Here is a 25,893-nt window from a genome sequence, read left to right as displayed (position 1 = left end):
GCGCTCAGCTCACTGTCGCGTTGACGTGCGAGGCGCGCAGGGTGGCGATGCGCTCGGACAGCGGCGGGTGGCTCATGAACAGCTTGCGCAGGCCATGGCCCAGACCACCGGCGATGCCGAAGGCCTGCACCTGCGACGGCAAGGTGCTCTGGCCATGGTTGAGTTCCAGGCGCTGCAGCGCCGCGATCATCTTGGCGCGGCCGGCCAGGCTGGCGCCGCCGGCATCGGCGCGGAACTCGCGATGGCGCGAGAACCACATCGCGATCATCGTCGCGAACAGGCCGAACACCATCTCCAGCACCATCACGATCGCGTAGTAGGCCAGGCCGCGGCGGCCGTCGCGGTTGCCGGACAGGTAGCTGTCCACCACGCCACCGACCACGCGCGCCAGCACGATCACGAAAGTGTTGAGCACGCCCTGCAGCAATGCCATGGTCACCATGTCGCCGTTGGCGATGTGGCTGATTTCATGGCCCAGCACCGCCTCGGCCTCGTCCTCGGTCATGTTCTGCAGCAGGCCGGTGGAAACGGCGACCAGCGCGTTGTTGCGGTTGGCGCCGGTGGCGAAGGCGTTGATCTCCGGGCCGTCGTACACGGCGACCTCTGGCATGCCGATGCCGGCCGCCTGCGCCTGGCGCTGCACGGTCTGCAGCAGCCAGCGCTCGGTGTGGTTGCGCGGCTCGGTGATCACCTGCGCGCCGGTGGCGCGCTTGGCCATGAACTTGGACAGCAGCAGCGACACCAGCGAGCCGCCGAAGCCGAAGATCGCGGCCATCACCAGCAGGCCGCCCATCTGGTTGGGATTGACCCCGAACACGGACATGACAATGCCGGCCAGCACCAGCACCGCCAGGTTGGTGATGAGGAACAGGGCGATACGATTGAACATGTGAGCGTGGGCTCCGCACAGATTAAATGGAAGGATTGGCTCGAATCTGCGGGGTTGCCCGCTTGAATTCAAGCGCTTACCTGACCGAGGATTCAGCTTGCCCATGTCTTCGCCTCCCTACCGCGGCCGCTTTGCGCCCTCGCCCACCGGCCCGCTGCACCTGGGATCCCTGCTCGCCGCCTTCGGCAGTTGGCTGTTGGCGCGCCACGCCGGCGGCGAATGGCTGCTGCGCATCGAGGACGTGGACCGCCCGCGCAGCGTGCCCGGTGCCGCCGAGCGGCAACTGGCGAGCCTGCGCGCCTGCGGCCTGGAGGCCGACGGACCGGTGCTGCGGCAGAGCGAGCGCGATCCGGTCTACCGCGACGCGCTGCAGCGGCTGCTGCAGGCCGGCCTCGCCTTCCCCTGCAGTTGCAGCCGCAGCGCCCTGGCGGCGCAGGGGGGCGTGCACCACGCTTGCGTCACCGACGCGCCACGCGCGCAGCCGGCCATCCGCCTGCGCGTGCCACCCGGCGCGGCCAGCGTGGTCGCCTTCGACGACGGCGTGCGCGGCCGGCTGAGCCAGGACGTCCATGCCGAGGTCGGCGATGTGGTGCTGCTGCGCGCCGACGGCTGCTGGGCGTACCAACTGGCCGTGGTGGTCGACGATGCCGCACAAGGCATCACCGACGTGGTGCGCGGCGCCGACCTGCTGGACTCCACGCCGCGACAGATCCTGCTGCAGCGTGCGCTGGGCCTGCCCACGCCGCGCTACCTGCACCTGCCGCTGCTGCTCGACGCCGATGGCCGCAAGCTGTCCAAGTCGCACGCGGCGCTGCCGCTGGACGATGCCGATCCGCTGCCGGCGCTGCGCCTGGCCTGGGCCACGCTGGGCCAGCCGCCTGCAGCGTTGGCCGGCGTCGGGTCGGTGCCGGCGCTGCTCGCCGCCGCGCTGCGCGCCTTCGACCCGACGCGGTTGCCGGCACAGGACCGACGCGTGGACGATGCGGCGCCAGTCGCGCCCGCTATCCCCAGCGACATCAAGGCTGACTAGAATCGGACCCTGGGCCGCGCCGCGGCCGTCCTTTCCCACCATTTCTATCCGGAGCGACATCCATGACATCACGCGTTGCGCTGGTCACCGGCGGCACCGGCGGCATCGGCACCGCAATCTGCGAGCGGCTGGCCGCGCAGGGCCACCGCGTGGCCAGCAACTACCGCGACCAGGCCAAGGCCCTGGCCTGGCAGCAGCGCATGCGCGAGCGTGGCCACGACGTCGCCATCGTGCCCGGCGACGTCGCCTCGCCCCAACACGCGCAGACCCTGGTGCGTGAGGTCGAACGCCAGCTCGGCCCGGTCGAGATCCTGGTCAACAACGCCGGCATCACCCGCGACACCACCTTCCACAAGATGACCGCCGAACAGTGGCACGAGGTCATCAACACCAACCTCAACTCGGTGTTCAACGTCACCCGTCCGGTGATCGAGGGCATGCGCCAGAAACGTTGGGGGCGGGTCATCCAGATCAGCTCGATCAACGGCCTCAAGGGCCAGTACGGCCAGGCCAACTACGCCGCGGCCAAGGCCGGCATGCATGGCTTCACCATTTCCCTGGCGCGCGAGAACGCCAGCTACGGCATCACCGTCAACACGGTCTCGCCGGGCTATGTCGCCACCGACATGGTGATGGCGGTACCGGAGGAAGTGCGCGCCAAGATCGCCGCGGACATCCCCACCGGGCGCCTCGGCAAGCCGGAAGAGATCGCCTACGCCGTGGCGTTCCTGGTCGCCGAAGAGGCCGCGTGGATCACCGGCTCGAACCTGGACATCAACGGCGGCCACCACATGGGGTGGTGATGGGCTCACCGCTCGATCGGCGGCGTTCGCGCGAGGTAACGCTACCCTCGGGCGGCCGTCGTGGGCGGTCTGGCGCCCGTTGTTGCGCTGCAAATGTTGCGCAGCATGATTTTTTTGCTGCACCCGCGTGTTCAGGTACTTTCGGCGGTTGCAAGCCCTGCTGCGCTGCGCCATGCTGCGCGCCTACCGTCACAGAGCGATCGCTTCATGGCTGAGATTCGCATCATCAAGAAGTATCCCAATCGCCGCCTCTACGACACCGAGATCTCCAGTTACATCACCATCGAAGACGTTCGCCAGCTGATCATCGACGGCGAGGAATTCGAAGTCCGCGACGCCAAGACCGGCGAAGACCTCAGCCGCGCGGTCCTGCTGCAGATCATCGCCGACCAGGAACAGGACGGCGAACCGATGCTGTCCACGCAGTTGCTCAGCCAGATCATCCGCTTCTACGGCGACTCGCTGCAGGGCTTCATGGGCAACTACCTGGAGCGCAGCATGCAGGTGTTCCTCGACCAGCAGCAGCAGTTCCGCCAGCAGATGGGCAATCTGCTGGGGCAGACCCCGTGGACCATGATGAACCAGCTCACCGAGCGCAATCTGGAGCTGTGGCAGGAATTCCAGCGCAACCTCGGCGCCGGCTTCGGCCGCCCGGCCGCGGGCGCGGGCACCGGCAAGCCCGGCGAACCGCCGGCGGGTGCAGCGCCGAAGTCGCGTCCGCGCTGAGTCCCGCGACCGGGTGAGGTTCGGCGGGGCGCTTCGCGCCCTACCCTCACCCCAACCCCTCTCCCGACGGGAGAGGGGCTCTAGCGTCTCCCTTCTCCCCTCGGGAGAAGGTGCCCCGAAGGGGCGGATGAGGGTACGGGCGAAGCCTCGCAGGCGTATGTCAGCGCGACTTCGCCGGCTTGCAGTTCCCGCAGATCCGCTCGACCTTGTAGCCGCGCGCACGCAGGCCATCGACCACGCCGTCCGGCCCGAGCAGGTGCAACGCACCGACCACCACCAGGGTGTCGCCGCCGCCGTCCTTCAGGCGCTGCTCCAGGCGCGGCAGCCAGGCCTGGTTGCGCTCCACGTCGATGCGCTGGTACAGCCGCGGGTAGTCGCGCTTCATCTGCGCGCCGATCTCCTGCCACAGCTGGCGCTCGTCGCCGCGGCGCCAGGCGTCGTGCAGGCGCAGGGTCTGCGCCGCGCCCTGCTCGGCATCGTCCAGCGCCTCGGTCAGCATCTGCTTCTGCTCCACCGGGTCCATGCCGTCGAGCAGGTCGATCTGCGCCTGCGCGGTCTCCAGGCCCTCGGCGCTCTTGCCGTCCTGCACGGCCAGTGTCATGAAATGACGATCCAGCCCGGCATCGGCCTCCAGGCCCTGCGCCTTCATGTCGGCGATGCTGATGCTGAGGCCGACGAACCACGGCTCGAAGCCGCTCATCTGCGCCAGCGGCAGGCCGTGGCCGGCGGCATAGCGGCGCAGCCGCTCCCAGGTCGCCGGGTCCAGATCGTCCTGCAGCCGCTTGCCGTCGTGGCGCTGCGCCGCCTGCAGCATCTGCGCACCCAGCTGCGGCGCGTCCACGTCCTTCGGCGCCAGTTCGAACAGCAGCCGCGGCGACGCCGCGTAAGCCGCATCGACTTCGCGCGCCAGCGGGTAGTCGTCGGCCTTGAGCATGTGGAACGAGCCCAGCAGGTACAGCGTGCCGCGCGGGCCGCTGACCTTCCACAACAGCGGCGTGGGCGGCACCACCGTGGGCGCTGCGGCGGCAGGCGCGACAGGCGTCGCGGCCACCGGCGGCGGCGTGCGGGCCAGTGCCGGCAGCACCAGGCACAGCGACAGGCCCAGCAGCAGGCGGCGCAACAGGCGCGGGAACGGGGTCATCGGCATCCTCGGGTCAATGGGCGGCGGCATAGGCCTTCTCGCCGGCATCCACCGCCAGGTCGAGGCGGTTCTCCGGCGGCGGCAACGGACAGGTGGCGAACGGGGTGAACGCGCACGGCGGGTCGTAGGCGCGGTTGAAATCCAGCACCACGCTGCCGTCGGCCGCGGGCGGGTCCACGTCCAGGAAGCGCCCGGCGGGGTAGCTGCCGTGGCCGCTCGTGCGGTCGGCGAACACCACGAACAGCGGCTGGCCGGGTTCGCCGATCGCCTGCAGGCGGTAGCGCTTGCCGCCGCGCTCGAACTCCAGCGCGCCGGGATTGGGCGATGGCGTGGTGACGCCGATGATGTCGACGATGGGCAGGGTCGTGCCCGGCGGATTGGGCACGAAACGCCCGTGCACGCGCCAGGATTCGGCCAGCGGCCAGTACGGCACGCCAGCGAAACCGAGCCTGGTCGGCGCATCGGCGTGCTTGACCCGCAGCGCATAGCGGCCGCCACGTTCGATCAGGCTGAGCTTGCCCTTGCCGTCGTCGAAGTCGACCACCGTCGGCTGCGGATCGTGGTCGCTGTACAGGCGGATCCGCCCCTGCACTGGCGCGCCGGCGACACTGAGCGCGGCGCCGCGCTCGGGGGTCAGGTACACCTCGCGCTGCGCCTGCGACACCAGCGCCATCCGCGTCGGCCCCACCGCCAGGCGGATGCCGCTGTCCGCGCCGCTGCCGATGTAGTGCTCCTTCAGTTCCAGCCAGTGCAGGCCGACCAGGCTGGTCCAGCCGTCCGGCGCCTGCAGTTCGTGCTGGCGCTGCGCGCGCCAGGCCTGCTCGTCGGCCACGAACCGCGCGTCCATCGCCTTCGGCGCGGCCGGTGCCGGCGCCTGCTTGCCGCAGCCACTCAAGGCGACGAGCGCCAGCAGCGCCGTCGTCCACATCCGCTTGTCCATCATCGCCCCCGCAAGAACCAACGATCGATCTCGCCCAGGGTGAACCGCGCCCAGGTCGGACGCCCATGATTGCATTGTCCGGAGCGCTCGGTGGCCTCCATGTCGCGCAGCAGCGCGTTCATTTCCGGAATGGTGAGGCGACGGTTGGCGCGCACCGCGCCGTGACAGGCCATGGTCGACAGCAGCGCATCGCGCGCGCCGGCGACACGGCCGCTGTGGCCGTGTTCGCGCAGGTCGGTCAGCACGTCGCGCAGCAAGGCCTCCGGCTCGGCCTGCGCCAGCAGTGCGGGGATGCTGCGCACGTGCAGCGATTGCGGTCCGCTGCGGGTGATCTCGAAACCGAGCGCGGCCAGCGTCTCCGCCTCGCGCTCGGCGGTGTCGGCATCGCGTTCGCCGACGGCCAGGGTGATCGGCACCAGCAGCGGCTGCGCATGCAGGCCGATGCCGTCGTGCGCGGTCTTCAGGCGCTCGTAGCCGATACGTTCGTGCGCAGCGTGCATGTCGACCACGATCAGGCCGTCGGCGTTCTCGGCCAGGATGTAGATGCCGTGCAATTGCGCGATGGCGTAGCCGAGCGGCGGCACGCCGCTGTCGGCGGCTGTCGGCGGCAAGCCGCCGGCCGGATCCTGGGTCTGCCGCGGTAGGCCGGCGGCACTTCCCGCCTCCGCGGCGGGCGCGTACAGCGCCGCATAGGCGGCCGGCGCCTCTTCCACGCGCAGGCCCAACGGCGATTGCGCCGGGCGCCACTGCGCGCCGTAACCATAGCCCTGCCCGCCGCCACCTGCGCCACTCCCACTGCTCTGCATGCCCGCGGGCGCCCAGGCCGCAGCACCCGCGGCAGGCGCCGCGGCCGCCGCTTCGGCACCGAGCGTGCCCGGCAGACTGCCGGCACGGGTCTGCGCCAGCGCGTCCTGCAGCGTGCGGTAGACGAAATCGTGGATCAGCCGCGCATCGCGGAAACGCACCTCGTGCTTGGCCGGATGCACGTTGACGTCCACCCGCGCCGGTTCCAGCTCCAGGAACAGCACATAGGCCGGCTGCCGCCCATGGAACAGCACGTCGCCGTAGGCCATCTTCACCGCATGGGCGACGCTGCGATCGCGCACCGAGCGGCCGTTGACGTAGAGGTATTGCTGGTCGGCGCTGGCGCGCGAGTAATGCGGCTGCGCGATCCAGCCATGCAGGCGCAGGCCGGCACCGCTGTGGTCCACGCGCAGCGCCTGCCTTGCGAAGTCTTCGCCCAGGGTCTCGCCCAGGCGCGCGTCCGAATACAGGTCGCCCGGCTTGTAGCGCCGCGACGGCTTGCCGTTGTGCGAGACGCGCAGCTCCACGTCCGGGCGCGCCAGCGCCAGCGAACGCAGCCACTCCTCGATGTGGCCGAGTTCGGTGCGTTCGGCGCGCAGGAACTTGCGCCGCGCCGGCACGTTGTAGAACAGCTCGCGGACCTCGACCAGGGTGCCCGGCGGCAACGCGCGCGGCTGCACCTCGCCGACCTTGCCGCCTTCGACCTGCAGGGCCGCACCGTGTTCGTCGCCGGCACGGCGCGAAGCCAGGGTGAAGCGGCTGACCGAGGCGATCGACGGCAACGCTTCGCCACGGAACCCGAGCGTGCCCACCGATTCCAGGTCGTCCAGCGACGCAATCTTGCTGGTCGCGTGCCGCGAGATGGCCAGCGGCAGTTCCTCGGGCGCGATGCCGCCACCGTCGTCGCGGATGCGGATCAGGCGCACGCCGCCTTCTTCCAGATCGATGTCGACGCGCTGCGCGCCGGCGTCCAGCGCGTTCTCCACCAGTTCCTTGACGACAGAAGCCGGACGCTCGACCACTTCGCCGGCGGCGATCTGGTTGATCAGGATCTCGGGCAGCTGACGGATGCTCATGCCGTCTTCGCTCCATGCGCGCACAGACGCGCGCCGGTCGTGGCGACAGGACGAAAACGACAGCAGGACAAGGACATCGGCACGGCTCGCGGCGCGGACGCCGTCATCGAGGATCAGCCGTTAATGATAGCGCCTCAGCGGCTGCCGCCGGCCACCGTGCTGGCCGCTTCCGCCTCGGCCTGCGCGCGCGCGGCGAACAGCGTGCCCGGCGGCGGCTGCCGGGTGAAGAAGGTACTGACGCCGTCGAGCACGGCACCGGCGATGCGGCGCTGGTAGGCCGGATCGGTCAGCCGGCGTTCTTCGTCCGGGTTGGAGATGAAGGCGGTTTCGACCAGCATCGCCGGCATGTCCGAGGTGCGCAGCACCGCGAAGTTGGCGCGCTCGATGTCCGGCTTGTGGTTGTTGCCGATCCGCTTCAGCCCGCCCAGCACATGCCCGGCCGCATCTTCGGAGGCCTTCATGTGGCCGCTCTGGGCCAGGTCCAGCAACACGTTGGCAAGCGTACTGTCGGTCTTCTGCAGGCGCACGCCGCCGATCAGGTCGGCGGCGTTTTCCTTGTCCGCCAACCAGCGCGCGCGCTGCGAGGACGCGCCCTTGGTCGACAGCACGTACACCGACGATCCGGTCGCGCTGCGATTCTCGGCCGCGTCGGCGTGGATCGAGATGAAGATGTCGGCCTTGGCCGCACGCGCCTTCTGCGCGCGCATCGGCAGGGGAATGAACACGTCCGTGGTGCGGGTCATGTAGGCCTTCATGCCCGGCGTGGCGTTGATCTGGCGCGCCAGTTCGCGGCCGATCGCCAGGGTCACGTCCTTCTCATGCTTGCCGGTCGGACCACTGGCACCGGGATCCTGGCCGCCATGGCCGGGATCGATGGCCACGATCAGCGGACGCATGCCCGGCGCCATCTTCACCCGCGAGGCCGCGCTCGGCATCACCGGCCGCGCTTCGGCGGCAGCAGCCACCGCCGCATCGTCGTCCGCGTCGTCACGCTCGGACGGCGCGTTCGCCGGCGGCGCGACTGTCGCAGGCGCAGGCGTCGGCACAACGCCGGGCACAGGACGGCCTGCCACCGCGGCAGCAACGCTCGGCGCAGCGGCAACGACGGTCGGCGCGGGCGTGGGCGCGGCAGGCGGCGGCACCGGCGCCGGCGCTGGCTGGCTGGCACGCTGCACCACCGACGAGGTCAGCGCCGCAGTCGCACGCGCCGCTTCGGCACGCGCATCCACTACCGGCTTGGGCGCCGCGACAGGCGCGGCCTGCGGCAGCGGGGCCACGGCTGCCGGCGCGTCGCCGGCGACCGCCTTGCCCGCCGGTGCCTCGCCCGGCCACTCGATCACCAGCACCGAACTGCCGCCAATGGTCTGCATCTGCGGCTTGAACGCCACCACCGAACTGCTCAGGTCGAACACGATACGCAAGGTACCCGGCACCGGATGCCCGGTGCGCACTGCGCTGACCACGCCGCCACCGGCCGGCAGCTTCAGGCCCTTGGCGGCAGAGGAGTCGGGAAGATCGACGACCAGACGATTCGGATTGGCCAGCGACAGCGTGCTGAAGCCGCCACTGCCCTGCAGGCGGATCTCGGCGCGGGTGCCGGTGGCACCGTTATCGAGCGAGACCGACTGTACCTGCCCGGCAAACGCCGTCTGCGCCGCCAGGCACCAGCCTGCGGCAGCGGCGAAACTGGCGAAAAAACGGGTCCCCGGGCGCATAACGCGATTCAAACATCGCCGGGAGCCAAAGGCAAGCGGTTTTCCCTTAATAATCCATAACCTGCCTTCACTTTCTAGCGTCAGCCGGCAAAAAGTCCCTGCAAGTCGGCCTGCTGGGCCGTCTGCGCCAGCCATGCGGTGCCCACCTCGGTGCGCGCCTGCAGGGCGACACGACGCCCGTCGCCGTGCACCGCCAGGCGCACGTCCAGATCGGCGGGCGCCAGCACGTCGCCGCCGCGCTCCGGCCATTCCACCAGCCACAGCGTGGCCCCGCCCTCGTCCAGCCCGAGGAAATCCAGCTCGCCCGCCGCGCCGATGCGGTACAGATCCAGGTGCCAGGCCTCGCCATCGGCCAGCGGGTAGCGCTCCACCAGGGTGTAGGTGGGGCTGCGGATTGCGCCCTGCACCCCGAGCGCGCGCAGCAGCGCCCGTGCCAGGGTGGATTTGCCGGCACCCAGATCCCCGTGCAGATGCACCGCGGCCTGCGCTGGGCGGGTCGCGGCCAGCGCGCGGCCGAGGCGTTCGGTGGCCTCGCTGTCGGGCAGGAACAAGGTGATGCTCATGGTTCGGATTCCGGATTGGACAGGCGCCGCAGCGCCGGCAACAGGTCGGTGGGCAGCAGCCCGCGCTGGCCCGCGGCAGCGGCGTGGTCGCCGGCAGCGGCGTGCAGCAGGGCGCCGACGCTGGCCGCCTCGAACGCCGGCAACCCTTGCGCGCGCAGCGCCGCGATCACCCCGGTCAACAGATCGCCCATGCCGCCGACCGCCATGCCCGGATTGCCGGCGGCGATCACTCGCGGCGTCTGCCCGGGCGCGGCGACCAGGCTGCCGGCCCCCTTCAGCACAATCGTCGCCTGGTAGCGTTCGGCCAAGGCCGCAGCGGCCGCGAAGCGATCGCGCTGCACCTCGGCGGTGGCGATGCCGAGCAGGCGCCCGGCCTCGCCCGGATGCGGGGTCAGCACCGCCTGCGGCACCGCGCGCGGCGCCCGTGCGAGCAGATTCAATGCGTCGGCATCCAGCACCAGCGCGCGATCCTCATCGGCCAGGACCGTCTGCCACAGCGCCTGCGCCCAGGCGTCCTGGCCCAGCCCGGGACCGAGCGCAACCACGCTGGCCTTGCGCAGCAATGGCGCCAACGCCGCCGGCTCGTCGACCGCATGCGCCATCGCCTCCGGGCAGCGCGCCAGCAGCGGCGCCACGTGCGCGGCGCGGGTCGCCACGCTGACCAGGCCGGCGCCGCTGCGCAAGGCCGATTCGGCACTGAGCATCACCGCACCGCCGCTGCCGAGGTTGCCGCCGACGCACAGCACATGCCCGGAGTCGCCCTTGTGGCTGTCCTGCCGGCGCGGCGCCAGATGGCGGCGCAAGGCGCCGATGGTCCAGGCCTGCGCGCGCGGCGCACAGTCGGCGAAGGCGGCGGGCGGTACTTCCAGCATCGCCAGCGCGCGCTCGCCGACATGGTTCAAGGCCGCGCCAGTATGCAAGCCGGCATGCGCCACGATGAACTGCAAGGTCAGCGTCGCCCGCAGCACCGCGCCGGGCACGCTGCCGGACTCGGCGTCCACGCCACTGGGCACGTCCAGCGCCAGCACCGGCGCGCCAAGCCCGCCCAGTGCACCCAGCAGTGCCGCCAGTTCGGCGTCCGGCGCGCGATTGAGGCCGATGCCGAGCAGCGCATCGACCACCACGTCTGCCGGCGCGAGTGCGGCGTCGAACTCCTCGATGCGACCGCCGACGCCGATGTAGTCGGTACAGGCACGCTGCGCCAGCGGCGATTGCGGGCCACGTCCGGGCAACTGCAGCACGCATACCTGGCGCCCGGCGCGATGCGCCAGCCGTGCCAGCACGTAGCCATCGCCACTGTTGTTGCCGCTGCCGCACGCCACCAGGATGCGCTGCGCCTGCGGCCAGCGCTGCAGCAGCGTCTGCCAGGCGGCCTGGCCGGCACGCTGCATCAGCGTATAGCCGTCGCCGCCGAGCAGCGCCGTGGCCTGCGCATCGATGCGGCGCGCAGCCGCGGTGGCGTAGAGATCGAAGCAGTCGTACATGCACGGGATTCTATACTTGCGCGATGTCTGACCGCCTCGACATCGCCGATCCCCACGCCGCGGCCGCGCGCATTCGCGCGCTGGCGCGCACGTTCGGCTTCCAGCGCTGCGGCATCGCAGGGATCGAACTGCAACAGGACGAGGCGCATCTGCGCGATTGGCTGGAACAGGGTCTGTACGGGACGATGCACTGGATGGCCCAGCATGGCGACAAGCGTTCCCGCCCGGCCGAACTCATCCCCGGCACCTTGCGGGTGATCTCGGTGGGCCTGGACTACGGCCGCAACGACGACGACTCGGCCTGGGACACGCTGCGCGACGGCGAGCGCGCCTACGTCGCGCGCTATGCACTTGGCCGCGACTACCACAAGCTGATGCGCAACCGCCTGCAGAAGCTGGCCGAGCGCATCCAGGACGAGATCGGCCCGTTCGGCCACCGCGTGTTCGTCGATTCGGCACCGGTGCTCGAACGCGCCCTGGCGCGCGACGCCGGTCTGGGCTGGATCGGCAAGCACACCTGCCTGATCGACCGCAATGGCGGTTCCTGGTTCTTCCTCGGCGAGATCTACGTCGACCTGCCGCTGCCGATCGATCCGCCGGCCAGCGCCCACTGCGGCACCTGCACGCGCTGCATCGACGTCTGCCCCACCCAGGCGATCGTCGCGCCGTACCGGCTGGATGCGCGCCGCTGCATCGCCTACCTGACCATCGAGCACGACGGCGCGATTCCCGAGGACCTGCGCCCGGCGATCGGCAACCGCATCTTCGGCTGCGACGACTGCCAGCTGATCTGCCCCTGGAACAAGTTCGCCAAGCGCAGCGACGAGCCGGACTTCCGTGCGCGCAACGACCTGGACAAGGCCACGCTGGCGCAGCTGTTCGCCTGGGAGGAAGACGAGTTCCTGCGCCGCACCGAAGGCAGCGCGATCCGCCGCAGCGGCCACGAACGCTGGCTGCGCAATCTGGCGGTGGCGCTGGGCAATGCGCCGACCACACCGCAGGTACTGGCTGCGCTCGGCGCGCGCGCGCAGCATCCCTCGCCGCTGGTGCGCGAGCACGTGCAATGGGCGCTGGCCCGGCATGCGCAAGCACCGGCCGACGTGTCAGCGCCGGCATCACCGGCGCCGAAAGCGGACGTGCGAGGATAGGCGCCCGTACGCCCTGCACTGCCCGCATGTCCGATCGCGCCGACCAGATCCTCAGCCCCAGCCAGCTCAACACGCTGGCCCGCGACCTGCTGGAGAGCGCCTTCCCGCTGGCCTGGGTGGAAGGCGAACTGGGCAACGTCACCCGCCCCTCGTCCGGCCACCTCTACTTCACCCTGAAGGATGCGCGCGCGCAGGTGCGCTGCGCGATGTTCAAGCCCAAGAGCCAATGGCTGCGGTTCGTGCCGCGCGAAGGCCTGCGCGTACTGGCGCGCGGGCGCCTGACCCTGTACGAGGCGCGCGGCGACTACCAGTTGGTGCTGGATCATCTGGAGGAAGCCGGCGAAGGCGCGTTGCGCCGGGCGTTCGAGGAGCTGAAGGCCCGGCTCGCCGCAGAAGGCCTGTTCGCCAGCGATCGCAAGCGCGCCCTGCCCGGCTTCGTGCGGCGCCTGGCGGTCATCACCTCGCCCAGCGGCGCCGCCGTGCGCGACGTGTTGAGCGTGCTCGGCCGGCGCATGCCGCTGCTGCAGGTGGACATCCTGCCGAGCTTGGTCCAGGGCGACAGCGCCGCGGCGCAGATCGCCGCCTTGCTGCGCCAGGCCGACGCCAGCGGCCGCTACGACGCGATCCTGCTGACCCGCGGCGGCGGCTCGCTGGAGGACCTGTGGGCGTTCAACGACGAACACCTGGCACGCACCATCGCCGCGGCGGTCACGCCGGTGGTGTCGGCCGTCGGCCACGAGACCGACGTGACCCTGGCCGATTTCGCCGCCGACCTGCGCGCCCCCACTCCATCGGTCGCCGCCGAATTGCTGGTCCCCGACCAGCGCGATCTCGGCGCGCGCCTGCGCTCCCAACATGCCGCGCTGCTGCGCTGGCAGCAGCACCGGCTGCGGCAAGCGCAGCAACGCGCCGACCGCGCCCTGCTGCGCCTGCAGGCGCAGAGCCCGCAAGTGCGCCTGCAGTTGCTGCAGCGCCGCCAGCACGAGATCGGACGGCGGCTGGCGGCGGTGTGGCGGCAGCAGCAGGAACGCCGGCATGCCCAGTTGCGCCACGCCGCCGCGGTACTGCGCGCCGCACAGCCGCAACGGCGGCTGGCGATGCTGCGGGTGCGCCTGCTGGCGCTGGGCCGACGTCCGCAGGCGGCGATGGCGCGGCAACTGCAGGCCGATGCACAGCGCCTGCGCGCGCTGGCGCGTGCACTGGAGACGGTCAGCCCGCTGGCGACCGTGGCGCGCGGCTACAGCATCCTGACCCGCGTCGACGACGGCAGCGTGGTGCGCTCGGCCGCTCAGGTCGCCCCCGGCGATCGGCTGCGCGCACGCCTGGCCGACGGCGAACTGCAACTGCGCGCCGAGCGTGCAGAGTGATCCTTCCAGCCGCATCGCCTCGCCGACCATGACCGACAGCATTCACGAAGGAAGGATCAAGGCGATCCTGCAGGGCATGCGTCGCGCCGAACGGCGCCGGGCCGAGCGGCGCGCCGACAGCAGCGACCTGCTGTCGCTGATCGACGGCGCCGCCTATGGCGCACCGGAGGATGCGCAACGCGCACTCGCCTGGCTGGCGCATGACGGCACCCTGGAGCATCTGAACCAGGCCGACCTGCACAATGTCGGCGACACCATCTGCGTAGCCTGGAACGGCTGCGGCAGCGATCTGGCGACGCTGTCGCAATGGCTGCGGGAGGTGCGTCTGGCCGATGGCCGCAACGCCCTGCAGGCGCTGCGCGACGGCGACAGCGCAGACCTGCTGGCCGCGGCCCTGACGGCATTTCCCGGCTGACGCCGAGCGGTTGCAGCGTCCGTCACACACGGTGGCTCGCGACGCGCCACCCCGGCATGCACGATGCGCCGCCAGACAGCAGACGCCAATGCGCATCTTCCAGGGCAACGGCCACCGCCGGCGGATCGCTGCCCCAAGCTGGCGTACAGCGCGCGGCAAAGCCCCAGCGATCGCCCGGTCTTCAGCGCCTGTCGCCCATGTGGCACCGATCCGCCCGCAACGACGCGCCGGCAGCGCCCACTCAGTCCAGCGGCGCGACCACCAGCAGCGGGTCGAGGTCGTACCCCATCGCCACCGCCTTGGCCTTGATGCCCTCGAACACGCTGCGCTGCATGCGCGGCGAGCGCGACAGCACCCACAGGTACTTGCGTCCGGGTTCGCCGATCAGCGCCCATTGATAATCCGGGTCGAGCGCGATCACCCAGTAGTCGGCCCACACCATCGGCAGCCAGGCCAGCCAATCCGGCGCGAAGCGCACCTGCAGCCGCCCGGGATGGCCCTCGACCCGCCGGGCCACGCCGTCGGCCGCCAGCGTGTCGCCACTGGCGGTGCGGCAGGCATTGCGCACGCCCACCTGACCGTCGTCGCGCAGCACATAGGCCGCGGTGACGTCGCCGACGCATTTCTTCTGGAAGGAGACCGGCAGATGCGCGATCTCGTGCCACTGCCCGGCATAACGGCCGAGATCGAACGCGGCGACCGAGGTCACCGGCTGCGCGGCGCGCAGCGGCGGTGCGAGGCACAACAGGCACGCCAGCAACAGCAGCGCGATCGGCGAAAGGCGCATGCGCAGGTTCCGATGGACGGGAAGCAGCAGCTTATGCAGGAGCGGCGCAGCGATGTAAAGCGCGGCGCAGGACGCCGGCCGTCATGGCGCGGCGGTCAGTTGCTCAGATCGGCCATGGAGCGCTGGTCCGGCCGGTTGGCGCACTGCACCGGCTCGCGCAGCACCACGCGCTCGACCACCCCGTCGCGTCGCTGCAGGTAGGTATTGACCATCACGCACTCGGAGCCGACCTGCTCGATGTAGGGCGCATCGGCACCAGGACCGCCCTGCTCGCCTGCGTGCTCGGTCCGGTCGGAAGGGGCTGCCACGGCGTTGCCGGCCATGGCCAACAGCAGGGCCACGCCGCCACATCTCCGTCCGAATCCGCTGGTCATTGGCAGGTTCCCCCGATTGCCCGTGCCTATGATTACGACAGGCGATGCCTTTGATTGAGCGGAATATCCCGAAAAACCGTGAGCTGAGTGCACTTGTCTACGGACGTGGACACACCTTCTTCACACGCGATCGGTGTAAGCGGCCGCAGGAACAAGGGTCGCGCATGCGGAAGTCTGCATAGCGAGGAAGGTCGGCGCGCTCCCAATGCACCTGGGCGCGAACACGATACGCATGCCCGCCGCGCGTCATGGTGCAAAACTGGTGCAAACCGGGAAAAAGAAAGGCTCTACATCGCTGTAGAGCCTTGATAAATATGGTGGCCGAGGACGGAATCGAACCGCCGACACGGGGATTTTCAATCCCCTGCTCTACCAACTGAGCTACTCGGCCACTGCGCAACGCGGCAGGACCGGTGCGAGGACGCGCATCATAGCGAGGTGATCGGGATTGGGCAAGCGCAATGTTGCAGAATTTTCCTACCGACCGCCGCGGCCTGCGCCGACTGCGTCCGATCCGAGGGGGCGCGATGCTGGACACGTCCTCGGCATCCGGCCGGCGCACGGCAGGGACGCCTTGGTGATGGCCGCTGGCCGGATCGCCGAGGACACCGACTGGACGCCAGACCAGCTGCGGTCATTCCGCCATGCCTGAACGTCCTCAGGCACGTGCGGGTCAGCCTCTTCGGATGATCTGATGGGTTGCTGCGCCAAGGGCGATCGGAGGAGGAGCAACGGAGGCTGATGGCGTAACGGAACGAGGTAATGGCGGACCCGGAGGCCGGCCGCGTGCCGGATGAGGGGCTGACGGCAGATTGCACGCCGCAGACGACGCCATCGCGCAGCTAGGTTGGGTGGGCCTGCCATTCCAGTGGCGGAAGCGCACGACACCAAGGAAGGCGCCAGTAGAGCGTGTCCGCTGTTCGCCTTGCGCTGTGTCGCGTCGCGCCGGCGACCGTCGGCATGCCGCCAGCTTTCCGCGGCTCGCGCAGTCCGGGAGGCTCGCCATCGCTGCGCCACCACGGCAGACAGGGGTGTGGTGTAGTCTTCGCCGGTCTTCCTTTCCGTGGATTCCGCCCATGCGTCACCCGCTCCGCCTCGGCTTGCTCGTGTTGTGCACTGCGTTGCTCGGCGCCTGCAGCGACGGCATCGTGCGGCGTGTGTCCGACCCGGCCGCCAGCGTGCAGCAACTGACGGTCAACATGGACGGCAGCTGGAAGGTGGACCTGCGCCTGCAGAACTACAGCAGCATCCCGATGCGCTACGACACCCTGCGCCTGGACCTGGGTGTGGGCGGCGAGGCGGCCGGCAGCCTGCAGGCCGCACCCGGGATCTCGATCGGCCCGGAGACGGCGGACGTGGTGAGCGTCGCGCTGAAGCCCAGCTCGAACGCGCGCATGGCCGTCGCCGATGCTCTGGCCGGCCGCCGCAGCCTGGAGTACACCCTGAAGGGCAGCATCGCCGCGACGCCCGAAGACAAGAAGCCGCGCAGCTTCGACATCGACACCCGCAACATGCTCTCGCCCGCGCCCGGCCTGGACGGCGTGCTGCGTTGACCCGGCGGTGGCGCTGAGGCGCCACCTGTCCCCGCTCTCTCGAACGCGACGTCCCGGCTTCCGGGCGCGGAACGCGCCTGCGCGTCGACCCGCGCTTCACCGGACACAGGCGCTGCCTCGACCTGCCGCGCGGCACGCTAACGCACTGCGCCCTCGGCGCAGGCCTGTCCGCGCGTTTTTCCTGAGGCACACCTCCTCCAGCGGGCCGCGTTCAGCCCGCGTTACCGCAAAATTAATACATAAATGTATTATTTACACATGTACAAATTATCGAGCCGCGCATGAGCCGCTTCGCCGCCACCGAGCAGCGCCTGGACGTGACCGCCCGCAAGCATCCGCACTTCCCGCGGCAAGCCGCGCTGGTCCTGCGGCTGATCAAGCTGCTGCACAAGCTCAGCCTGGACCAGAGCAACGAGGTGTTGCGGCCCTATGGCCTGAGCTATGCCGAATACAACGTGCTGATGATGATCGACGCCAGCCCCGACGGAACCTTGAACCCGTCCCAGCTGAGCGACGCGGCGGGCGAGAAGTCGGCCAACATCACCCGTCTGACCAGTCAGCTGGTCGACAAGGGCCTGATCCAGCGCATGCCCAGTGCCGAGGACCGGCGCATGCTGCTGCTGCGCCTGACGGAGGCCGGCGAGCGCCTGATCGAGGCGCTGATCCCCGACCTCTCCGCCCAGCTCGACACGTATGTGCGGCACCTGGATCCGGCGGCGCTGGCGCAATTGCAGGCGCTGCTGAAGACCCTGCTGCGCGGGGTCGAGGACGCCGCATGAGCGCGCAGCAGCCCAACGCCGCCGCCGCTGCCGAGGCAGCGCCAGGCCTGCGCACCCTGCTGGCCGACGCCCTGCGCGGCGAAGGCGAGGCCTGGCTGTTCGTGCTGCGCACGCTGCTGTCGATCTATCTCGCCGGCTGGATCGCCCTGCGCCTGGACCTGGCCTCGCCGATGACCGCGATGATCACCGTCGTGGTGGTGATGCACCGGCAGACCGGCATGGTCTTCGCCAAGGGCTTCTACCGGGTGCTGGGCACGCTGATCGGCAGCGTCGCGGCGCTGACGATGGTGGCGCTGTTCCCGCAGGAGCCGGTGCTGTTCGTGCTGGCGCTGTCGCTGTGGATCGGCGCCTGCACCGGCGGCGCGCTGCTGTACCGCAACTTCAAGGCCTATGCCTTCGTGCTGTCCGGCTACACGGTGGCGCTGATCGCGCTGCCGGCGGTGAACCAGCCGCAGAACGTGTTCAACCTGGTGGTGGCGCGGGTGACCGAGGTGGTGCTGGGCCTGCTGGTGACCGGCATCGTCAGCGACGTGGTGTTTCCCAGCCGGCTGCGCCAGACCCTGCGCGACACCGTGCGCCGCGCGTCCGACGGTTTCCTGGACTTCGTCCGCGACGCCACCGGCGGCCAGCTGCCGCGCGAGGCGATGGAGCAGGCGCACCTGCGCTTCGTGCGCGACGCGGTGACCATCGAGGACCTGCGCAGTTCGGTGGTGTTCGAGGATCCGGAGGCACGGGTGCGCAGCGGCCGCCTGCGCCTGCTCAACCAGCGTTTCATGGCGGTGTCGACCAGCTTCCAGGCGCTGCACCACTACATCAACCGGCTGCTGCGCAGCAGCGATGCCGAGGTGGCCGAGGCGCTGATCGGCCTGTATCGGCCGCTGAGGGCCGCACTCAGCGACCGCGGCGGACGCGAGGGCGCGGCCGCGACCGCGCGCAAGCTGGCGGCGTGCCGCGATGCGCTGGCGACGCGTGCGGCCGAGGCACGCGTGGCCCTGCCGGCGGCACGGCACGAGGGATTCGACACCGGCGTGTCGCTGCTGCAGCGGTTCTTCGCCGACCTGCACGACTACGTGGCCACCGAGGCGACCCTGGTCGCGCCGCAGCAGTGGCGCACGCCGCAGGACCGCGGCGACACCGCGGTGTTCGTGCGCGGCAACGATTACGCCGCGGCCGCACTGACCGCGCTGCGCAGCGCGTTGCTGGTGGCGACGATGTGCTGGCTGTGGATCCAGGCCGGCTGGATCAGCGGCGCCACCGCGGTGTTCCAGGCAGTGGCGCTGAGCGCGATCCTGTCGTCCAGCGCCAACGCGCCCGCTGCCGCGCGCTCGCTGTTCAAGGGGTTCGTGTTCGGCATCGTGCTCGGCGTGATTTGCCAGTTGCTGGTGCTGCCGCAGATGGACGGCTATGTGCTGTTCGTCGCCGGCACCCTGCCGTTCCTGCTGGTGACCCTGTACCTGGCCTCGAAGCCGGCGCTGTACGGCTTCGCCACCGGCGCCAACCTGGCCTTCGTTTCGATCCTGGCGGTCCAGCCGACGCCGAGCTTCAACGCCGCGGCCACCTTCAACAGCGTGGTGCCGCTGCTGCTGGGGACGCTGGCGGTGAGCGCGACGTTCGTATTCGTGCCGCCGGTGATCGGCACCCGCTGGCAGCGCCGGCGCCTGCTGGAGCGGCTGCGGCGGCAGACCACGCTGGCCGCGCGTGCGCCGCTGCCGGGGCTGGCGCTGCAACTGGAGAGCGTCAACCGCGACCTGTTCCAGCAGATCGTCGCGCACACCCCGCCGGGCAGCGACGAACTGCGCGACCTGCTCGGCTGGGCGCTGTCGGTGCACGAAACCGGGCGCACCCTGGTCGAACTGCGCCGCGATGCGGCCGCAGGCACGCTGCCGCCGGCCCTGGCCACCGCGGTGGAGGCCGCCGTGCAGGCGCTGGCCGATCTGTATCTCGACCCCAGCCCGCAACGGCACGGACACGCCTTGCAGCGGGTGGAGGCAGCGCTGGCCGCCAGCCAGGTGGAAGGCGCGGTACCGCTGCGCTGGAAACCCACCCGCGAGCACCTGTTGCTGCTGCGCGGCGCGCTGCTCGACGCCGATTCCGTTCTCGCCGCGCTGGCCGATACGCCTGCGCCGACCACCGCCCCCCCAGGAGCCGACGATGCTGCTGCCCGCTGAACTCTCGATCGCCGGGGTGTACGTGCCCGGCCTGCTGGTGCTGGGCCTGGCCCTGCTGCTGGTGGCCTGGGCGCTGGACGCGGTCGCCGGCCGCGCCGGCCTGTACCGCTACGCCTGGCATCCCTCCCTGTTCCGTCTGGCCATCTACGTCGGCGCATTCGCCGCGCTCGGCCTGCTCCTTCTTCCGTGAGTCCCGCCATGAAGACCCCTGCCCTGATCCGTTTCGCCCTGACCGCCCTCGTGGTGCTGGTCGCCGCCCTGCTGGCGCATGCGCTGTGGCGCCATTACATGCTCTCGCCCTGGACCCGCGACGGCCGCGTGCGCGCGGAAGTGGTGCGTATCGCGCCGGACGTGTCCGGCCTGGTCGATGCGGTCGCCGTGCGCGACAACCAGCACGTCAAGCGCGGCGACCTGCTGTTCAGCGTGGACCGCAAGCGCTACGAGCTGGCCCTGGAAAAAGCCCGCGCCAACCTTGCGGTCGCGCAGGCGCAGGCGCGTGCGGCCGGCGCCAGCCTGTCGGCGGCGGCCGCCACCCAGGCGGCCAGCGAGGCGGAATTCCAGATGCGCCGCGCCCAGGCCGAACGGCGCGCGCGCGCCGCCGCGGTCATCTCCGCCGAGGCGCGCTCGGACGCCGAAGCCACCGCGCGTTCGGCGCAGGCCGACGTGCACCGCAGCGCGGCGCTGCGCGGCCAGGCCACCGCGGCGCAGGCGCAGGCGGTGGCATCGGTGGAACAGGCGCAGGCCGCGCTCGACCTGGCCGAGCTGGATCTGCAGCGCACCCAGGTCCGCGCCACCGCCGACGGCTACATCACCAATCTGGAAGTGCGCGTGGGCGACTACGCCCAGGCCGGCAGTGCGCGCCTGGCGCTGGTCCGCGACGATGCGATGTGGGTCTACGGCTATTTCGAGGAAACCAAGCTGCCGCGGGTCCACGTCGGCGACCGCGCCGACATCCGCCTGATGAGCGGCGGCCTGATGCTGCACGGCCAGGTCGAGGGCATCGCCCGTGGCATCTCCGACAGCGACAATCCGACCGGCACCTCGCTGCTGGCCGACGTCAGCCCCACCTTCAACTGGATCCGCCTGGCGCAGCGCGTGCCGGTGCGCATCCGCATCGATCCGGCCAGCGTGCCGCAGGGCACCCTGCTCGCCGCCGGCATGACCGCGACGGTCAGCGTGCATCCGCGGCAAAACTGATGCCGCGCCGATGGGGCCCCTAGCGACCAGCGAGGCTCACATATGGGAGCGGCTTTCGGGGCTCCAGCAACGACGAAACACCATTTGTAGGAGCGGCTTCAGCCGCGACGCGCGTTCCTGCTGAACCGCGTCGCGGCTGAAGCCGCTCCTACGATTCGCAACGACAGATCCCGCCGAGCCGCGGCAACAACGCGTTGCTGGTGGCGCGCTCGTGGCGGCGGCAGACGCCTACCGCAGGAAACCAGCACGGCGCAGGCCTTGCACCTGCGCGCATGCTGTCGCCACGGTCACCGCAGTCCTCAGTCCTTGGCCTGCCGATTGACGCCGAGGAAGCGCCCGGCAATCACCGCATAGCCGCTGCGCGACACCGTGCTGCCTGGGTCGAAGTAGGCATGCAGGGTCGGCTGCAGGTCCTGCGGCCCCTGGGTCACCGCGAAGCGCGCGTTGAGAATGCCGGCATCCAGCGCCAACTGCACGTAGCCACGCAGGTTGCTCGGGATCGCCGCCACGTCCTCGATCGGCAGGCGCTGGTTGTTGTAGCTCACCGACAGCGCGCCGTCGAAGGCCAGCGCCTGCGTCTGCAGGCCCAGCGCCTGCACCAGCGAATACGCCAGTTGCAGCTTGCTGACGGCGTCGTTGGGACGGAAATCGCCGGCGACCAGCCCCATCACCGCGGCCTGGTTCTGCTGCAGGTCGCGCAGCACCCCGCCCTTGCCCACGGCCGCCTCGGCGAACGGATAGGCCGGATCGTTGCGGCCGAGCCCGCTGAAGCTGGGCGTGGCCGGCAGTGCCTGGCGCACGCCGGCGCCCATCACCAGGTAACGCGCCAACTCGGCACGCTTGAGCGGATTCTGCGGGCGGAACAAGCCATCGGCGTAACCATCGATCAGGCGGTTGGCCACCGCGTACTCCACCGCGCCACGATCGCGATCGCCGCTGGCGACGTCGTTGAGGCCGGTGTAGCCGCCGCTGCGCAGGAAATCCAGGGTACCGCGTACCGTGCCCGGGGCCGCGATGCCGTTGCTGCCCTTGGGCGCCACCGGCACGCCGCTGATCGAGCCGATGCCGCGCACGCTGATGGTCCAGGTGCCCGGCTTGCCGGGCGCGCCGACGCTGACCGTGCTGCCCAGCAACGGCAACGCCACCGGCGAGCCGTGGCTGACGCCGTCCGGATCGGTCAGCACCAATGCCTGGGTGTTGGCGTCGATGGTGGCCTTGGCGCTGACCCAGGCGACGTCCTTGCCGACGATGAACGCCTGCGTCTGCGGCGTCCCCACCGGCGAGAATGCCACCTCGAACGGCTGGCTGCCGCCGGGCAGCACCAGCGCATTGCTGTTGAACGGATGCAGGGCATTGACGGTCTTGCCGAAGCCGCTGCGCTTCTTGCTCGCGTCCAACAGCGCGGCGTAGGCATTCACGTAGCCCGCGCCAGCCTCCCAGTACGTGCGCCCGGGGATGTTGGTGGCGGTGCGTTCGAGTAGGTCCTTGACCTGGTCCGGGGTCAGGTCCGGGTTGGCCTCCAGCAGCAGCGCGACGATGCCGGCCACGTGCGGGGTGGCCATCGAGGTACCGCTCATGGTGGTGTAGAACGGCAGTTGCGCCGGGGCGATCAGCTTGCTGTCCTTGTCCGCGGCCAACGGCGGCAGCGCGCCGGTGGAATCGCGGGTGGAGACGATATCCACGCCGGGCGCGGTGATCGTCGGCTCGTTGAGATAGGTCCAGGTCTTGCCGTCGGCCATGGTGAAGCTGCCGCTCTCGCCGCGCTTGCCGCGCGAGGAGAAGTCGGCCAGCGTGCCGTCCTTCTCGCCCGCGGCCACCGAGATCACCCACGGTGCCTGCGCGTACGGATTGTGGGTGTCCTCGTTGGGGCCGTCGTTGCCGGCGGCGAACACGCTGACGATGCCGCGCTTGTACAGCTCGTAGGTGGCGACGTTGACCGGATTCTGCGGATCGAACTTTCCGGAGGAGCCCCAGGAATTGCTGGTGACGCGGATCGGATCCTTGAAGCTGAACTGATGCGTGGCCGCATAGTCGAGGCCGCCGACCGCGTCCAGGATCAGCAGCACCGCGCCGGATCCGTAGCCGACCAGACTGGCGCCGGTCGCCACGCCGCGATAGGCGCCGTTGGACTGCGCGCCGGTGCCGCCGACCGTGCCGGCGCAGTGCGTGCCATGGCCGGAGCCGAAGTCGGTATTGGGCACGCCCTCCGCATAGGTGATCGGCAGCATCGCATCGACGTTGGCCAGGTTGGTGGTACCCAGCACGTTCTGCACGACGCGGGTGCCGTAGGCGAGATCGCGATGGGTGGCATCGATGCCGGAGTCGTTGATCATCACCCCGACGCCGCGGCCGCTATAGGGCAGCGCGCGGCCGAAATCGCGGGGATTGCCCTGCGCGCGGTCCACGCCGGTCAGCTCGCGCGCTTCCTTGTTGAAATAGCGCAGCGGTGCGTTGTAGTAGATCGAGGCGATGTCGTCGCGCTGCGCCAGCGCGCGGATCTCGGCCGGCGTGGCCAGCGCGCCGGCGATCGGCAGCGTGCGCATGGTGATCCCGCGGGTGATGCCCAGCGCATGCAGCGCGGTGAGTTGCGAGGCCGAGACCGGCCCGGACTGATCGTAGGTGATCACGATCTGCAGTGCGTCGCCGGCCGGCGCAGCGGCGAGCTTGGCTTCCAGTACCTGGTCGAGATGCGCGGCGGCCAGGGCATCGCCGCCGGCGAACACACCGCCGGCAAGGACGGCGCAGATACCGACGGCAAGAACGGGACGGCGAATGGACATTGCGGAATCTCCGGATCGTCGAAGCCCGTGGCGGGCGGTCACCGCAGCGTGCCGGGCGCGCCGATGCGCGGCCAATCCGGTATCGCACCCAGGCAGGCCGGGTGGAAACACTCAGCCAGGCATGTCCGGCGACCAGGTGTGAAGCGACGATGGATTACCGGCAGTTCGTGCCGGCACCTCGTGCGATCGAGACTGGAGTGCGGGTGGCATGGGACCGCCAGCACGCGCCGAACCAGACGGCCCGGACTGCGTCGCTGCAGACGGGTATCGACCTGCAGGAAAGACGGGAACCGGCAGCAGGGGAACGGCCGACGCATGCGGCGCGAGGCTGCCGACACAAAAAAATGCGGGACGTGCGGGGCCCACCGATCCCGGACGCCATTCCGGGGGCGATGGAACCCCGCACGCCCCAGCACGGGGGCCGCGGAAGCCGGTCGAGTGCGCTGCCGAACGGCGACAGCGTGCTCGAAGGCAGCCGCGAGGGCGTCGACGACGCCAGTCATGCGGGCGGAGCGGGACGACGCCAGCGAACGACGGCGTCCCGACTGCAACGCAAACGCCGCCACCGAGGCTGCGCCTGCGGGGATCGGGCGGACGTCGGCGTCCGCCCGACCCGGTTACTTCTTGCTGGCCTCGCGCAGCGCCGAGTAGGCGTTGAGATAGCCGGCGCCCACTTCCCAGGACGCACGTCCCGCCATCGGCGTGGCGGTGCGCTCGATCAGGTCCTTGACCTGGTCCGGGGTCAGGTTCGGATTGGCCTCCAGCACCAACGCCACCACACCGGCCACATGCGGCGTGGCCATCGAGGTGCCGCTCATGGTGGTGTAGAACGGCAGCTGCGCCGGCGCGATCAGCTTTTCGTCCTTCTGCGCGGCCAGCGGCGGCAGCAGGCCGGTGGAGGCGCGGGTGGAGATGATGTCCACGCCCGGCGCGGTGATGCTGGGCTGGTTGATGTGGGTCCAGCTCTTGCCGTCGGCGGTGGTGAAGGTATCGCGCTCGCCGGCCTTGCCGCGCGAGGAGAAGTCGGCCAGCGTGCCGTCGACATTGCCGGCGGCGACCGAGATCACCCACGGCGCCTGTGCGTACGGATTGTGGGTGTCCTCCTTGGGACCGTCGTTGCCGGCGGCGAACACGCTGACGATGCCGCGCTTGTACAGCTCGTAGGTGGCGACGTTGACCGGATCGGCCGGGTCGAACTTGCCGGAGGTGCCCCAGGAGTTGCTGACGACGCGGATCGGATCCTTGAAGCTGTTCTGGTGCGAGGCCGCGTAGTCCAGGCCGCCCACCGCATCCAGCACCAGCAGCACACCGCTGGAACCGTAGCCGACCAGGCTGGCGCCGGTCGCCACGCCGCGGTACTTGCCGCCGGACTGCGCGCCGCTGCCGCCGACCGTGCCGGCGCAATGGGTGCCATGCCCGGAACCGGCGTCGGTGTTCGGCACGCCCTCCAGGTAGGTGACCGGCAGCATCGAATTCAGATTGTGCAGGTTGGTGTTGGCCAGCACGTTCTGCACCACGCGGTCGCCATAGGCCAGGTCGCGGTGGGTGGCGTCGATGCCCGAGTCGTTGATCAGCACGCCGACGCCGCGGCCGGTGTACGGCACGGTGCGGCCGAAGTCGCCCGGATTGCTCTGCGCACGGTCGACCCCGGTGGCCTGGCGCGCGTCCTGGTTGAAGTAGCGCAGCGGGGCGTTGTAGTAGATCGAAGCGACGTCGTCGCGCTCGGCCAGCGCCAGGATCTCCTCCGGCGTGGCCAGCGCACCGGCGATCGGCAGGGTCTGCATGCTGACGCCGCGGGTGATGCCCAGGTCGTGCAACACGGTCAGCTGCGCCGCCGAGACCGGCTTGGACTGCTTGTAGGTGATGACGATCTGCAGCTCGTCGGTCAGCGGCGTGCTGGCCAGCTTGGACTCCAGCAGGCTGTCCAGATGCGCGGCGGCTTCGGCCTTGCCGCCAGCGAAGACGCCGCTGGCGAGAACGGCGCAAATGCCGATGGCGAGTGCGGGACGACGGATGGGCATCTGGAATCTCCGGTTGGTGGGCCCGGGACGGGCGGGTGACTGCAGCCTGACGCGGCCGCGCGGTGGCGCCTATCCGGGATCGCCCCTAGCGCGCGTGGGTGGAAACACCCAGGGCCGCGTGCATCGCCCGTAC

General features: G+C 70.4%; 22 protein-coding genes and 1 tRNA gene. 11 read left to right on the top strand and 12 right to left on the bottom strand.

Translation table 11 applies throughout. The features are described from left to right. Positions 1-4: 4 nt before the first annotated feature. Positions 5-889 (bottom strand): protease HtpX, encoded by an 885-nt coding sequence (gene htpX / locus AC1PMG_RS08420; RefSeq protein WP_481111290.1) that lies wholly within the window; start codon positions 887-889, stop codon positions 5-7. 103 nt (positions 890-992) lie between these two features. On the opposite strand from htpX, the gene gluQRS reads away from it, so the two are divergent. The 3 genes from gluQRS (at position 993) to phaR (ending at position 3,448) form a co-directional block, all read left to right on the top strand. Next, positions 993-1,919 (top strand): tRNA glutamyl-Q(34) synthetase GluQRS, encoded by a 927-nt coding sequence (gene gluQRS / locus AC1PMG_RS08415; protein WP_481111289.1) that lies wholly within the window; start codon positions 993-995, stop codon positions 1,917-1,919. 62 nt (positions 1,920-1,981) lie between these two features. Then, positions 1,982-2,722, top strand: a complete 741-nt coding sequence (phbB, locus tag AC1PMG_RS08410; RefSeq protein ID WP_481111288.1) for an acetoacetyl-CoA reductase — start codon at positions 1,982-1,984, stop codon at positions 2,720-2,722. 207 nt (positions 2,723-2,929) lie between these two features. Further along, positions 2,930-3,448, top strand: a complete 519-nt coding sequence (gene phaR / locus AC1PMG_RS08405) for a polyhydroxyalkanoate synthesis repressor PhaR (RefSeq protein ID WP_017909334.1) — start codon at positions 2,930-2,932, stop codon at positions 3,446-3,448. Between the two features lie 160 nt (positions 3,449-3,608). Here the strand turns inward: phaR and AC1PMG_RS08400 are convergent, their stop codons facing one another. The 6 genes from AC1PMG_RS08400 to AC1PMG_RS08375 all read right to left on the bottom strand — a co-directional run bounded on the left by AC1PMG_RS08400 (position 3,609) and on the right by AC1PMG_RS08375 (position 11,171). Further along, a complete protein-coding gene (locus tag AC1PMG_RS08400; RefSeq protein ID WP_481111287.1) occupies positions 3,609-4,589 on the bottom strand; it encodes a TraB/GumN family protein in 981 nt (326 codons plus the stop codon). Positions 4,590-4,602: 13 nt separating this feature from the next. Beyond that, positions 4,603-5,529, bottom strand: a complete 927-nt coding sequence (locus AC1PMG_RS08395; protein WP_481111286.1) for a DUF1684 domain-containing protein — start codon at positions 5,527-5,529, stop codon at positions 4,603-4,605. Then, the gene (mutL, locus tag AC1PMG_RS08390; RefSeq protein ID WP_481111285.1) at positions 5,529-7,409 is read right to left on the bottom strand and encodes a DNA mismatch repair endonuclease MutL; all 1,881 of its coding nucleotides are present in this window, start codon (positions 7,407-7,409) and stop codon (positions 5,529-5,531) included. Before mutL ends, AC1PMG_RS08395 begins: the two co-directional genes overlap by 1 nt. A 134-nt stretch (positions 7,410-7,543) precedes the next feature. Further along, complete coding sequence (locus tag AC1PMG_RS08385; protein ID WP_481111284.1) at positions 7,544-9,124, bottom strand: N-acetylmuramoyl-L-alanine amidase; 1,581 nt, start codon at positions 9,122-9,124, stop codon at positions 7,544-7,546. Between the two features lie 80 nt (positions 9,125-9,204). After that, positions 9,205-9,687 (bottom strand): tRNA (adenosine(37)-N6)-threonylcarbamoyltransferase complex ATPase subunit type 1 TsaE, encoded by a 483-nt coding sequence (gene tsaE, locus AC1PMG_RS08380; RefSeq protein WP_481111283.1) that lies wholly within the window; start codon positions 9,685-9,687, stop codon positions 9,205-9,207. Beyond that, positions 9,684-11,171 carry an NAD(P)H-hydrate dehydratase gene (locus AC1PMG_RS08375; protein ID WP_481111282.1) on the bottom strand — a complete coding sequence of 496 codons (1,488 nt, stop codon included), beginning with the start codon at positions 11,169-11,171 and terminating at the stop codon, positions 9,684-9,686. Before AC1PMG_RS08375 ends, tsaE begins: the two co-directional genes overlap by 4 nt. A gap of 23 nt (positions 11,172-11,194) precedes the next feature. Between AC1PMG_RS08375 and queG the strand changes: the two genes are divergently transcribed. The 3 genes from queG to AC1PMG_RS08360 are packed head-to-tail and all read left to right on the top strand — an operon-like array spanning position 11,195 to position 14,101. Beyond that, on the top strand, positions 11,195-12,319 hold the full coding sequence (queG, locus tag AC1PMG_RS08370; RefSeq protein WP_481111281.1) for a tRNA epoxyqueuosine(34) reductase QueG: 1,125 nt from the start codon (positions 11,195-11,197) through the stop codon (positions 12,317-12,319). Positions 12,320-12,345: 26 nt separating this feature from the next. Beyond that, the gene (xseA, locus tag AC1PMG_RS08365) at positions 12,346-13,686 is read left to right on the top strand and encodes an exodeoxyribonuclease VII large subunit (RefSeq protein ID WP_481111280.1); all 1,341 of its coding nucleotides are present in this window, start codon (positions 12,346-12,348) and stop codon (positions 13,684-13,686) included. A gap of 28 nt (positions 13,687-13,714) precedes the next feature. After that, positions 13,715-14,101: a hypothetical protein gene (locus tag AC1PMG_RS08360; RefSeq protein WP_342072097.1), complete on the top strand. Its 387-nt coding sequence runs from the start codon at positions 13,715-13,717 to the stop codon at positions 14,099-14,101. Positions 14,102-14,342: 241 nt separating this feature from the next. Here the strand turns inward: AC1PMG_RS08360 and AC1PMG_RS08355 are convergent, their stop codons facing one another. The 3 genes from AC1PMG_RS08355 to AC1PMG_RS08345 all read right to left on the bottom strand — a co-directional run bounded on the left by AC1PMG_RS08355 (position 14,343) and on the right by AC1PMG_RS08345 (position 15,653). Next, entirely contained in the window at positions 14,343-14,888 is a 546-nt protein-coding gene (locus AC1PMG_RS08355; protein ID WP_267119875.1) for a lipocalin family protein, read from the bottom strand. Between the two features lie 95 nt (positions 14,889-14,983). Further along, a complete protein-coding gene (locus AC1PMG_RS08350; protein ID WP_481111279.1) occupies positions 14,984-15,262 on the bottom strand; it encodes a hypothetical protein in 279 nt (92 codons plus the stop codon). Positions 15,263-15,577: 315 nt separating this feature from the next. Further along, positions 15,578-15,653: transfer RNA gene (locus AC1PMG_RS08345), tRNA-Phe, on the bottom strand. A gap of 685 nt (positions 15,654-16,338) precedes the next feature. Here AC1PMG_RS08345 and AC1PMG_RS08340 point away from each other — a divergent pair. From AC1PMG_RS08340 to AC1PMG_RS08320, 5 genes are all read left to right on the top strand, one after another. Continuing rightward, positions 16,339-16,815: an LEA/WHy family protein gene (locus AC1PMG_RS08340; protein WP_481111278.1), complete on the top strand. Its 477-nt coding sequence runs from the start codon at positions 16,339-16,341 to the stop codon at positions 16,813-16,815. A gap of 281 nt (positions 16,816-17,096) precedes the next feature. Further along, entirely contained in the window at positions 17,097-17,594 is a 498-nt protein-coding gene (locus tag AC1PMG_RS08335) for a MarR family winged helix-turn-helix transcriptional regulator (RefSeq protein WP_342072100.1), read from the top strand. Continuing rightward, positions 17,591-19,762, top strand: coding sequence for an FUSC family protein (locus tag AC1PMG_RS08330; RefSeq protein WP_481111277.1), 2,172 nt, complete (start codon positions 17,591-17,593; stop codon positions 19,760-19,762). Before AC1PMG_RS08335 ends, AC1PMG_RS08330 begins: the two co-directional genes overlap by 4 nt. Further along, on the top strand, positions 19,746-19,952 hold the full coding sequence (locus tag AC1PMG_RS08325; RefSeq protein ID WP_017916033.1) for a DUF1656 domain-containing protein: 207 nt from the start codon (positions 19,746-19,748) through the stop codon (positions 19,950-19,952). The genes AC1PMG_RS08330 and AC1PMG_RS08325 overlap by 17 nt, the downstream gene beginning before the upstream one ends. Positions 19,953-19,960: 8 nt before the next feature. Then, a complete protein-coding gene (locus tag AC1PMG_RS08320; RefSeq protein ID WP_481111276.1) occupies positions 19,961-20,959 on the top strand; it encodes an HlyD family secretion protein in 999 nt (332 codons plus the stop codon). 299 nt (positions 20,960-21,258) lie between these two features. On the opposite strand, the gene AC1PMG_RS08315 is transcribed toward AC1PMG_RS08320, so the two are convergent. Both AC1PMG_RS08315 and AC1PMG_RS08310 read right to left on the bottom strand, forming a co-directional pair. Further along, positions 21,259-23,739: a S8 family serine peptidase gene (locus AC1PMG_RS08315; RefSeq protein WP_481111275.1), complete on the bottom strand. Its 2,481-nt coding sequence runs from the start codon at positions 23,737-23,739 to the stop codon at positions 21,259-21,261. Positions 23,740-24,356: 617 nt separating this feature from the next. Next, positions 24,357-25,760, bottom strand: coding sequence for a S8 family serine peptidase (locus AC1PMG_RS08310; RefSeq protein WP_017912698.1), 1,404 nt, complete (start codon positions 25,758-25,760; stop codon positions 24,357-24,359). Positions 25,761-25,893: the final 133 nt, after the last annotated feature.

It is taken from the genome of Xanthomonas sp. NCPPB 2250 (genome assembly GCF_056725265.1).
Note: the sequence above shows the minus strand (reverse complement) of the source record. Positions and strands in the feature narration are given on the sequence as shown.